The sequence below is a fragment of the Pandoraea norimbergensis genome, from assembly GCF_001465545.3.
GTDB lineage: Bacteria > Pseudomonadota > Gammaproteobacteria > Burkholderiales > Burkholderiaceae > Pandoraea > Pandoraea norimbergensis.
In genome coordinates, this window is sequence record NZ_CP013480.3 from 2829719 (window position 1) to 2843256 (window position 13538).

Here is a 13538-nt window from a genome sequence, read left to right on the forward strand (position 1 = left end):
ATGTCCCAGACTCCCAAGCACATGGTCGAGCGGCTGCAATCGCTCGCAATCGAACGCCCTGACGATATCGCGCTGATTTGCGTGCAGACCGGCGGCGAGACGTCGCACAGCTACGCCGAACTCGATCAGCGTGCCAACGCACTGGCGCAGCGTCTGGGCGGCGGGGCACGCAAGGGCGAGCGAGCGATTCTGCTGATGGACAGTGGCCTGTCGTATTTCACGGCGTTCTTCGGCTGCCTGTATGCAGGCGTGCTCGCCGTGCCCGCGTTCGCGCCCGGACGCACTCGCGATGCCTACGCCGAGCGCCTGCGAGTGATGCTTGCCGACGCCGAAGCCCGATGGGTGCTCGTGACTCCCGAACACGCGCAAATCGCCCGTTCCCTGCTCGATCTGTATGGCGAAACGGCGGAGTTGATCGTCATCGACGACGCGGTCGCGCCGAAACCCTCAGAGCGCGTCGCCATCGATCTGGCGTCGGACGACATTGCGTTTCTCCAGTACACGTCTGGCTCGACGTCGGCGCCCAAGGGCGTGATGGTCACGCACGGCAACCTGATCGCCAACGAAGTCGCGATTCAGGAACGCCTTGGTGTCACGGCATCCGACGTCTTCGTCAGCTGGCTGCCGCTGCCGCACGACATGGGCATGATCGGCACGATGCTCCAGCCCGTCTACACGGGGATTCCGCTCGTGCTGATGTCGCCGAATCACTTTCTGGAACAGCCGATCCGTTGGCTCGAAGCCATTTCGCGCCACGGCGGCACGATCTCGGGCGGGCCTGACTTCTCTTACCGGCTGCTGACCGAGCGCGTCCGCGATGCGCAGATGGAGGGGCTGGACCTGTCGGGATGGCGGGTGGCTTTCTCGGGGTCAGAACCAGTGCGTCACGACACGCTGTGTGAATTCGTCGAGCGGTTCAGCGCCTGGGGTTTCGATGCGGCGGCAGTGTATCCCTGCTATGGACTGGCCGAGGCGACTCTGCTGGTCACGGGGGTGACGCGTGCGGGCGGCATGTCGGCTTTCAACGTCGACGGCGCAGATGGCGAGCCAAAACATCTGGTGAGCTGCGGCGACGTTGCGCGCGATCACGAGGTGAGAATCGTCGACCCGTCCAGCGGACAGACGCTTGGCGACGGTGAGACCGGCGAAATCCGCTTCCACGGGCCGAGCGTAACGGCAGGCTACTGGCGCAATCCGGCTGCGAGTGCAGCAACGTTTGTCGAAGACGACGGACGTCGCTGGCTGCGCACAGGCGATCTGGGCATGACGCAAGACGGGCAGTTGTATGTGACCGGCCGCGTGAAGGACATGATCATTGTGCGGGGCCAGAACGTGTATCCGCAGGACGTCGAGCAGGCGATCGAGGCGGAACTCGACATCGTTCGCGCAGGCCGCGTCTCGGCATTTCCCGTCGAATTCAACGGACGTGAAGGTATCGGGCTGGCGGCCGAAGTCTCGCGCCGCACGCAGAAGTTGCTCACACCGGCGCAGATCGTCGACGAACTCGATGCTGTGGTCGCCCCGCGTTTCGGCGAAGCCTTGGGCGTCGTGGTCCTGCTCAATCCGGGCGGTCTGCCGAAGACGTCGAGCGGCAAGTTGCAACGCTCTGCGGCGGCGCGCGGCTGGCGCGAGCGCACGCTCGACGCTTGGGCAGTCTATGCGAACGGTGCGTTCGACGACGCCTATGGCGCCTCGCACAACCGTGGCCCGGCGGCTGAACCGCAAGCCGGGCAGGGCCACGCTGACAATGTCGCTGCCGCAACCGTCGCAACACGACTCGCCGCGATCTGGGCAGACGTCCTCGGCGGGCAAATTGACCCGGCCGAGGCGCATTTCTTCCGTCTCGGGGGCAACTCGATTCAAGCCGTGCAACTGGCTGCACGTGTGCAGGCAGCGTTTCACGTGCCATTCGATGTGCGCGACGTCTTCGAGCAATCCAAGCTGCGCGATGCGGCGCAAACCATTGCGCAGCGCCAAGGGGCGGCGGGACACATCGACGCCGCGGCTGCCATACCGCAGATTTCCCGGCACACGGAAAGCGACGCGGTCGCACCGCTCACCCACGCACAGCACCGTCTCTGGTTTCTCTGGAACCTCGATCCGTCGGATACGGCTTATCACGTGGGCGGCCGGCTGACGTTTGATGCCAGCCCCGACGTGCCAGCATTGCAGGCGGCGTTGCGAGCCGCCATCGCGCGGCACTCCGCGTTGCGCACGACCTTCGACACAGACGCAACGGGCGAACCTGTCCAACGCGTCGCCGATGCCAGTGTTGCGTCGCAATTTGAACTGACGCATACGCCACTCGAGAACGACAACGCCATCAACGAAGCGGCTCAGGCATGGATCGACGCGCCTTTCGATCTGCGCGGTGGCCCGATGATGCGGGCCACGTTGTTCGAGACACCGGATCACCGGGCGCATCTTGTCGTAGCGCTGCACCACATCGTGTGCGACGCATGGTCGATGCAGGGTTTCGTCGACGCACTGGCGGACGACTACCGCACCTGCCTGTCCGGCGGCTCACCTTCGGCGCTACCCGAAAGTGATCTGAAGTACACCGATTTCGCTGTCTGGCAGCGGGCGTTGCGCGACCACGAATCGCGCAAGCGTGAACTGGCTTACTGGTGCGCGCGACTGGGTGACGATCCTGCTCCGGCCATCCTTGGCGATCGCACGCGCATCGGCAATGCGCCACGACGCGCCGCAACGCACCCGTTCGACCTTCCGCCATCGGTGCTCACGGGGCTGGCTGCGGCAGTGGCATCGAATGGCGTGACCCCGTCGATGCTGATCCTCGCTGCGCTGGGTCTCGTGCTGCGCCGGCACACGGCCAGCGATGACGTGAGAGTCGGCATGCCGGTCGCAAACCGGCAACACGGCGGTACCGCCTCGCTCATGGGCCTGTTCGTCAACACGGTGGTCATGAAGCTCGACGTTCAGGCGTCGGGTACCTTATCGGCGCTGATCGCGCAGGTGCGCGAGACGGCGCTGGAAGCGCAGCAGCATCAGGACCTGCCGTTCGACGTGCTGCTCGATACGCTGGCGCCGCACCGCAGTCTCGGCCAGACACCGCTGTTTCAGGTGATGTACAACCACGTGCAGCAGGACGAGCGCTCGCTCGCACGCTGGCCGGCGCTAAGCACCACGCTGCATGGCCTCGATGCGAGCGCCGCACAATTCGACCTCACGCTGGACGTGCAGGCGTACGCCGATGGCCGTCTCACGCCGAAATTCCGTTACGACGCGGATACGTTCGACGCATCGACCGTCGCTCGGCTCGCGGCCCACTTGTGCAACGCCTTGCAGGCGCTGGTGCAGCATGCTGACACGACCGTCAGTGCCGTTGCCCTGATCGAACGCGACGAACGGGATCGACTCGTGCAATGGAGCGCCAATGCACAGGTATCGCCGGGGTTGCCGTTGCATCGACGTATCGAAGCACACGCGGCCCGAACGCCGGAAGCCGTGGCGCTGACGTTCGAAGACACCGCCATGACCTACGGCGAGTTGAACGCTCGCGCCAACCAGCTTGCCCATGCGCTGATCGCGCGGGGCGTTGGGCTGGAAGCCCGTGTCGGTATTGCGCTGGAGCGCTCGCCCGAGATGGTGGTCGCCATTCTGGCGGTGCTCAAGGCCGGTGGCGCGTACGTGCCGCTGGACCCGCAGTATCCGTCCGAACGGCTGAGTTTCCTGATGTCGGACAGCGGCATGACACTGCTGCTGACCCGCGACGCCTTGCGCGGCGAGTTGCCGGTGCCGGAAGGCGTCGCCACCTTGTTGCTGGAGGATTTCGCGACGGAGACGAACCGCACGCGGGAAGGCGTTGTTTCCAATCCCGATGTGCCGGTCTCGCCGTCGAATCTGGCGTACATCATCTACACCTCAGGTTCGACGGGCAAACCGAAGGGCGCGCTGGTCACGCACGCGAACGTCGGGCGTCTGCTCGATGCGACACAAGCGGACTTCGCCTTCGGCCCGCAGGACGTATGGACGTTGTTCCACTCGTACGCCTTCGACTTCTCCGTATGGGAAATCTTCGGCGCGTTGTGTTACGGCGGCCGTTTGGTCGTCGTGCCGTACCTCGTGAGTCGCGCGGCCGACGACTTTCTGACGTTGCTGCGCCGCGAACGGGTGACCGTACTGAACCAGACACCGTCCGCGTTCCGGCAGTTGCTGCAAGTTCCGGCGCTGGCAGAGGCTGACGATCTGGCGCTGCGATTCGTCGTCTTCGGCGGTGAAGCGCTGGAGCCGCAGACGCTGAGGCCGTGGTTCGACCGCTTCGGCGATACCGCGCCGCGCATGATCAACATGTACGGCATCACCGAGACGACGGTTCACGTGACGTTCCGTCAAATCAACCGCAACGATCTGAGCGTGACACGCAGCCCGGTGGGGCGAGCCATCGGTGATCTTGGACTGTACGTACTCGATGCGCAGGGGGAGTTGGCACCGATCGGCGTGCCCGGTGAGCTGCATGTGAGCGGCGCGGGCCTTGCGCGCGGGTACTGGCATCGCGCAGCGTTGACTGCACAACGGTTCATTCCCGATGGCTTTTCGGGCGATGGCGGACGGCTCTATCGCACTGGCGACCTCGCGCGCTGGCGCGCAGACGGTGAACTGGACTATCTGGGGCGCATCGACCATCAGGTCAAGATTCGGGGCTTCCGCATCGAGTTGGGCGAGATCGAGGCGCAGCTGCTGGCGCAGCCCGGTGTGCACGGCGCGGTTGCGAGTGTTCAAGAGGGGCCGGGTGGGGCGCGTCTGATTGCCCACGTGGCGGGTGACGCACACGTACCGGTGCTACGCGCCGCGCTCGGTGCCGTGCTGCCCGACTACATGGTCCCGAAAGCCATCGTGGTCATGCCGGTGTTTCCGTTGACGGCCAACGGCAAGGTGGACCGTCGCGCCTTGCCGGCCCCTGAATTTGGCCGGGGCATCGACGCCGCGCCGCGTGCGGGGACCGAAGCCACTCTGGCGCACGTCTGGCAGACCGTGCTGGGCGTGCCGTCGGTCGGGCGTCATGACAATTTCTTCGCCATCGGTGGCGACTCGCTGCTGACACTGAAAGTCGTGAACCGGGCAACGCTCGCCGGGCTAACGCTCTCACCGCGCCATCTGTTCGAACATCAGAGTCTGGCCGATCTGGCGGAAGCCCTCGATAGCGCAGCGGCTGCGACTAACGAGACCGCCCCGCCCGCGCTGGTCCCGGTGGAAAGAGCGGCTGGCCTCTCGCTGCCGCTGTCGTACGCCCAGCAGCGGCTGTGGTTCCTGTGGCATCTGCAACCAGAAAGCTCGGCGTACCACATCGCGGGCGGGCTGCGGCTGCAAGGTGCGTTCGATGACAACGCCAAACAAGCGGTGCAAGCCGCGTTCGATACGCTCGTCGCACGCCACGAGTCGCTGCGTGTCACGTTTGCACCGGGAGATAGCGACGGCGATGAGGGCGAGTTGGCCGTGCCGGTCGCCGCACGGCAAATCGTGCACGACACGATGTCGATTACCGTACGGCATTACGATGTCAGCCACGCCGACGACCCCGAGGCCGACGCTGCGGCGCTGGCCGATGCGTTCGCACGCGAGACCTTCGATCTCTCGCGAGGCCCGCTGTTGCGTGTCGGCATCGTGACGCTGGGCGAGCAAGCGCACCAGTTGCTGGTCTCGATGCATCACATCATCTCGGACGGCTGGTCCGTCGACCGCATGCTCGACGAGTTCGTCGCCTGCTATCGTGCCCATCGGGATCACGTGACCGCGACGCTGCCTGTGTTGCCGGTTCAGTACGCCGACTACGCCGTGTGGCAACGCCGCTGGCTCGATGCCGGTGAACGGGATCGTCAACTGGCGTGGTGGCGTGGCGTATTGGGCGATCAACATCCGGTGCTGGCGCTCCCGGCAGATCGCGAACGCGCCGAACTCGCCGATTACACCGCTGCTCGGCATTCGTTTGTGCTTCCGGCCCAGTTGACCCGCCGCCTGAGGGCCTGCGCCCAACGCCACGACAGCACGCTTTTCGTCGCCTTGCTCACGGCCTACATGGCCATGCTGCATCGGCATGCCGGTGCACACGACATTCGCGTCGGGGTGCCCGTCGCGAATCGCGAACGGCCGGAAATCAGCGACGTGCTCGGCTGCTTTGTGAACACGCAGGTCATGCAAGCGCGGGTTGGCCATACGCAGCCGCTAGGCACGTTACTGCAAGCCGTCCGCGCTCACGTTGCGGGTGCGCAAGCGCATCAGGACTTGCCTTTCGATGTCCTCGTCAACGCCTTGCAACCGGAGCGAAACCTTCGGCACACGCCGATCTTTCAAGTGGTGCTGAATCACCGTCAGCCCGACCATCGGGTCTTCGATGCGCTCGATGGCCTCACGGTGTCCCGTATGGATATCGCGGGCCGCAATGCCCAATTCGAACTGACGCTCGATACGGAAGAGGCGGACGACGGCTCGGTGTGCGCCGCGATGACCTACGCGCGGGAGATCTTCGACGAAGCGACCGTGGCCTTGTGGGCGGATCACTTCGTGACGTTCTGTGAGGCATTGGCAGCGGATACCTCCATCTCGGTAGGGGATGTGGCGCTTCACTACGCCGATGGCAGCGTCATGCCGGTGGCCACCGATGCGCTTGTGGGAGATCGGGGAGAAAGCGGCCGCGAAGTCGCTGTAGCCATTCGATCGACGCAAACGCAGTCCGGGCGAAACGCCTTTGAAGCGCCCGTCTCGCCCGCTGAGCAGGCCGTCGCAGCAGCATGGCAAGCCGTGCTGCAAATCGACCGTGTTGACCGCCACGACAACTTCTTCGAGATCGGTGGCGACTCGATCCTGAGCCTGCAAATCGTCTCCGCTCTGGCACGACAGGGCTGGAAAATCACCGCGCGCCAACTGTTCGAAGCCCAAACGGTGGCGACACTCGCGGCGTTGGCGCAGCCACTGGCCGAGGGTTCGCGGTCCGTTGTTAAAGCAAAATCTCAAGTGCGGGCGCCGGTTGGGCAGGCCGACGACAACGTCGAAGCGACCTATCCGGCGACGCCGCTGCAAAGCGGTCTCTTGTTCCATAGCCTGATGCAGTCGGGGCGCGGTGTTTACGTCAATCAGAAGCGTCTGACGTTGCGCGGTTCACTGGATCACGAACGCATGCGGGACGCGTGGACGCGGGTAATGGCCCGCCACGCGATCCTGCGAACGCACTTCAGTTGGGCGCACGGCGGCGATGCGATGCAAGTCGTCTCCCGTCACGTTGCGCTGCCTTACACCCGGCATGACTGGTCCGCTGGCCCCCAAGCGACTTACGACGCGCGCCTGCACGCATGGCTTGCCGACGACCTCGCGCAAGGCTTCGACCTCGCTGTCGCGCCGTTGCTGCGAGTGAACCTGTTTGCCCGTCCCGACGGCCTGACCGACCTCGTCTGGACCGACCATCACGTGCTGCTCGACGGCTGGAGTGCTGCGCAACTGCTCGCCGAAGTCCTCGCAATCTACCGGCGCGAGACGTTACCCGAGGCCGCGTCGACGCCGCAGTATGGCGATTACGTGCACTGGCTCACGACACAACCAGACCATGCCGACTACTGGCAAGCTCGCATGCAGGCGCTGGATGAACCGGCGACGCTCGTCGCCAGCCTGCCGTCCGCTCAGGGCGGGCACGATGCGACGTCGGGTCCGTTGCTGCAAGTCGACGACGTGCTCGACAGCGCGATGGATCAACGGCTGCGCGAGGCCGCTCGCCAGCACCGTGTCACGCTGAACACGATGATTCAGGCCGCATGGGCGCTGCTGACCTCGCGTTACGGGCATCGGTCGCAAGCCGCCTTCGGGGTCACCGTTTCCGGCCGGGAGAACGATCTGCCCGGCATCGACCGCACGCTCGGGCTGTTCATCAACAGTTTGCCGATGTGGGTCGACGTGCCCGCTGCCGCGACGATTTCAGCGTGGCTACAGGACGTGCAGCAGCGCGGCACGGCATTGCGCGCGGTGGAAACCACGCCGCTGCGTCAGGTGCAGCAGTGGAGCGGGCGCGCTGCCGAGGCGCTGTTCGACACCCTCGTCGTGTTCGAGAACTACCCGATCGACGCTACCGTACGGGCCGACGACGCGTCGCTCTCGCTGGCGGCCTTCGCCACCACGGAACAGACGCATTACCCGCTCGTGCTCGCGGTACTGCCCGGCGACACGCTGACGTTGCGCTGGAAGGCGAAAGCGTCGCGCATCGACGCGCGCACGTTGGCGCAATTGCAGGCGGATCTGCGCGCAATTCTCGATCAACTGTCGAGCACATTGGACGCCGGATCGACACATGTCGGCACGATAACGCTGGCCGGTCAGACCGTGCCGTCGTCATTGACCCGTCATGAATTCACACCGGTCATGCATCGCATTGCCGCGCAGGCAAAGGCCACGCCGCAACGCCCGGCCATCCATTGCGAAGGGGTGCGTTGGTCATATCGCGAACTGGACGCTGCCGCCAACCGCATCGCCGTGGCGCTTGTCGCGGCTGGCGTGCGCGCCGACGAACGCGTGGGCCTGTGCGTCGAGCGTTCGCCGTGGATGACCGCTGCGCTGCTCGGCGTCCTGCGGGCAGGGGGCGCGTTCGTGCCGCTGGACCCGTCGTATCCGTCCGATCGTCTGGTCTTCATGATGGAAGACGCGGGCGTACGCCGTGTACTGACCGACGCCGCTACGGCGCAGGCGATGGCCTCGGTACTCGACGGGCACGAGGTGATCGTGGTCGACACGCTGGACCCGGCCGATAGCGCCGTGGTGTGCCACGACGTTCATCCCGACCAACTGGCTTACGTGATCTACACGTCGGGATCGACCGGCCGGCCGAAGGGCGTGGCGATCCCGCACGGCGCCTTCAGCCAGCACATCGATGACTTCCTGAACACCTATGCGATCACGCAAGACGACAAGCAGTTGCAATCGTCCACGATCAACTTCGACGTGGCGTTGCACGAAATGCTGCCCGCGCTGTGCAAGGGCGGACAGATCGAAATGCGTGGGCCGCAGGCGTGGGATCTGGCCACCACGAGCCGCCATCTGAGCGAGGAGGGCGTGACCTTCTCGCGCATTCCGACCGCCTATTGGCAACAGTGGTTGCGCAATCCGCCGCCGCGCGAGGCACTTGCCGCGCTGCGTCAAATCACGGTGGGCGGGGAAGGGCTGCCGGGCGACGCATTGCGTCAGTGGCAGGACGGTCCGCTTTCGGGCATTCAACTCGACAACCTGTACGGTCCGACCGAAACCACGGTGGCCTGCATGTATCGGCGCACCTGCGAGGACGACACGCAACACGCCATCGTCTCCATCGGCGTACCGTATCCGTCGCGCCGCGTGTATGTGATCGATGCGCATGGCAACGAGGCACCGGTCGATGCGCTGGGTGAGCTGTGCATTGCCGGACACACGCTGGCGCGCGGCTATCTGGGCCGGGCGTCATTAAGCGCCGAGAAGTTCGTGCCGGACCCGTTTGCGGGCAATGGCGCGCGGATGTACCGCACCGGCGATCTGTGCCGGCGTCGCGCGGATGGCCGGATCGACTTTCTGGGCCGTCTGGACGCTCAGGTCAAGCTGCGCGGTCTGCGCATCGAACTCGGTGAGATCGACGCCGTGCTTCGGCAGGTGCCGGGCGTGCGCGACGCTGTGGTGGCGTTGGTCGGCGCAGGCGAGGGCGCGCGGCTGGCCGGTTACGTGGTCGGCGACGTGGCCGACGTGGTGCTGCGCCGCTCGCTCGAACGCAAGCTGCCGGGGCATATGGTGCCGTCGGTGTTCGTCCACCTCGATGCCTTGCCGGTCATGCCGAACGGCAAGACCGACCGTGCTGCATTGCCGCTGCCGCAAGACATGGCGTCGCGCGAACGGCAAGCGCCCGTCGGGCCCGTGCAAACGGCGCTGCGTGACATCTGGCGCGACGTGCTCGGGCGCGACGACGTGGGCGTCACCGACAATTTCTTCGAGATCGGTGGCGATTCGATTCTGAGCTTGCGTGTGATCGCGCAAGCGGCACTGGCCGGACTGAAGCTCACGCCGCGACATCTCTTCGATGCCCCGGATATCGAACGTCTCGCCCTGTTAGCCGAGCCGCTGCATGCGAGACCCGCGCATGTCGAGTCTCGCGAACCGTTGCCGTTGACGCCGATTCAGGCCACGTTCTTCGATCGTCACCCGCACGGCGAGGCGCATTGGAATCAGGCCGTGCTGCTGCAAAGCGAATCGCTGCCCGATGCCGCCGCGCTGCGCCGCGCCTTGGATGCCCTCGTTCAGGCCCACGACGCGCTACGGCTGCGTTTCGTGCGCACGCCTTCGGGTTGGCAGCAGCAGGTGGTTGCCGTGGATGCGCACAATCTGCTCGAAACGCTCGACCTTCGCGGCGAACCCGACTGGCGTGCTGCCATCGAACGCGAAGGCTCGCGTGTTCACCGGTCGCTCGACATCGGGCAAGGGCCGTTGCTCCGGGCGTTGCTCATGCATGCCCCGGATGGCGCTTATCTGCTGATTACGATTCATCACCTCGCCGTGGACGGCGTGTCGTGGCGCGTGCTGCTCGATGAGCTTGAGCGTGGCTATCATGCAGCGCACGAAGGCCGGGCCATCGAGCTTTCGGACAACACGCCGTGGAGCGTGTGGGTGCAGGCGTCGACCGCCCATGCGGCGTCGGCAGACGTCATCGACGAGCTGCCGTGGTGGCGCAATGCACTGAGCGGCGCGAGCCCGCTGTTCGGCGCCACGTCGAAAGGGCGGCCGCGTCAGACCCGCCACGCGTTGCTGGGGGCGCAAGCCACGCGCCAACTGGTCGCGCAGACACGCAGCAGTTTCGGGCTGCAAGTCGACGAAGCGCTGCTGGGCGTGCTCGCTCGCGCATTGGGCGACACCTTCGGTTGCCCCGACGCGATCGTGGCCGTTGAAGGACATGGGCGTGAATCACTGGGACGCGAGTCCAGCGCCGATCTGGATCTGAGTGGCACGATCGGCTGGTTCACGACCCGATATCCGGTCCGTCTGCCTGTGAGCGGCGCGCTTGCCGACCAGCTCATCGCGACAAAAGATGGCCTGCGCGACGTACCGAACAAGGGGCTGCACTGGGGGCTTCTGGCGTGGCATGCGCGCGACGACGTCCGCCGTGCCGCAGCCGCGCTGCCCGTGGCACAAGTGGGCTTCAATTATCTCGGCAATCTGGATCGGGCGGTCGCCACCGGCAGCACGTTTGCGCTGTCCACACTCCCATGCGGGGAGATGGCCGCCCCGGCCCCAGCGCCGTTCGCGCTCGATCTCAACGCCCGCATTCAGGACGGCGCGCTGTCGATCACGTGGGACTTCGATCCCGATATCGTCGGCGCTACGCAGGTGGAACGCTGCATCGAACGCTTTGATGCCCGCTTGCAAGCCTTCATCGAAGCGACCCGGGACCGCGCGCGAATCTTCTCCCGCAGCGATTTCCCGCGCGCCGCGCTGAACGCCGAACAATGGCGGCGGCTCGCGCTGGACGCCACCGGGGTAGAGGATGTTTATCCCGCCACGGCGGTGCAGCAAGGGCTGCTGTATCACGACCTTTCGCTGCCCGGCGAGGGCATGTACATCACGCAGAAGCGCGTGACGCTGATCGGCGACCTGAACATCGCCGCGCTGCGTCAGGCTTGGGAGCGGGCAGTCGCCCGCCACGCCGCCTTGCGGACTCGTTTTGCATGGCACCACGGCGGCCCGATCCTGCAAATCGTGCAGTCACAGGCGACATTGCCGTTCACGGTCCATCCGGTTCCGGCGGGCAGCACGGATATCGGCGCTTACGAGCGTGGTTTCACCCAATGGCTTGCGAGCGATCTGCGCGCCGGTTTCGATGTAGAACGTGCGCCGCTGCTTCGCGTCAACGTCTTCATGCGCCCCGATAATGCCGCTGATTTGGTGTGGACAGCACACCACGCCATCACCGACGGATGGAGCAGCGCACTGCTGATGGCCGAAGTTGTCGGCACCTATCGCGCCGTGCGTGGCGGCGACGAACGGCAAGCGAGCGCGGCACCGGCCGTGCCCTACAGCCGTTACGTCGACTGGATTGCGCGTCAACCGTCGTCGCGCGACTGGTGGGTCGAACAAGCCGGAGAGGTTGCGGATCGCGGGCAGTTGCTCGCTTATGCGTCTTCCGTATCCCCCGAGGCAAGCACGGATGCATTGACCTTCGAAGACGTCTTGCCCGACGCACTGGGCATCAAGCTGGTCGAAGCCGCGCAACGTCATCAGGTCACCATCAATACGGTGATGCAAGGCGCATGGGCGCTGCTGATCGCACAACACAGCTTCCGTCAGGACGTGACGTTCGGCGTCACGGTCTCCGGGCGTCCGGCCTCGTTGCCCGGCGCGCAGGAAATGCTGGGGCTGTGCATTAACTCGCTGCCGCTGTTCGTGACGGTGAAGCCGTCGCAGGACGTTGGCGTTTGGTTGCGCTCAGTGCAGGCGCAGAACGTTTCGCTGCGTGAGCACGAACACACGCCGCTGGCGTCCGTCCAGCAATGGCTCGGTTTGAACGGTACGGCGCCGTTCGATAGCCTGATCGTGTTTGAGAACTACCCGGTCGCGGCCGGTTTGCTCGACGGCGACGCCACGCTGCGTGTGGGGCAGGTGCAAGGCTGGGAGCGTACCCACTATCCCGTCACGCTGACGGTCGCCACACGCGGCACGCCCACCTTGGGCTGGCGCTTCGACACGAGCCGTTGCTCAGGCGAAGACGCCGCGCAGTGGCGTCGTCAGTATCTGTGTCTGCTGGAGGCGATGGCGAACACGCCGGTAGTCGGCAGCCGAGTGGCTGACTGCCTGACGCCGACGGTTGACACGCTTGGCGAATTGGGTGTTGTGCAGGCCACGGCCTTCGACAATGCAACGGTGCCCGCACGCATCGCGCGTCAGGCGAGCCTGACGCCGGATGCCGAGGCTTTGGTGCTCGATGACCGGACCCTGACATTTGCCGGTCTCGACGCCGCCGCCAATGGCTTGGCACGTCGCCTCGCCGGAATGGGCATCACGCCCGAGGCACGCGTCGGTGTGGCGATGACCCGGTCCATCGACATGGTGGTCGCGTTGCTTGCCGTCATGAAGGCGGGTGGCGCCTACGTACCGCTCGACCCGGCGTATCCGCCGGCCCGCATTGCCCACATGATCGAGGACAGCGGCGTGTCGGTCGTGCTGTCGCAGGCGGCAGTATCGCTTGCGTTGGCCGACGGCGTGCGACGTCTGGACATCGACGACGCCGTACTGGCCGTGCGGCACACGCTGCCGCCGGAAGTCGCGCTGCATGGCGACAACCTCGCGTATGTCATCCATACGTCCGGTTCGACGGGCGTACCGAAGGGCGTGGCGGTCTCGCATGGCGCACTCACGTGCCACGTCGACGCGACGATTGCGTATGCAAAGTTGAGCGCCGCAGATCGGGTGCTGCAATTCTCCACCGTCAACTTCGACGGGTTCGTCGAGCAGCTTTTCCCGAGTCTGTGCGTGGGCGCGACGGTCGTGTTGCGCGGCCCGGATGTCTGGTCTAGCGACGAATTCGTTGC

Annotated in this window: 1 protein-coding gene (cut by a window edge); it reads left to right on the forward strand. The window is 65.5% G+C overall.

The features are described from left to right. Nucleotides 1–13538 carry the 5' end (the start) of a non-ribosomal peptide synthetase gene (locus tag AT302_RS12415; RefSeq protein ID WP_084656191.1) on the forward strand. Its footprint extends 14668 nt past the window's final position, so only the first 13538 of its 28206 coding nucleotides appear in the window; it begins with the start codon at nucleotides 1–3; the stop codon falls past the right edge of the window.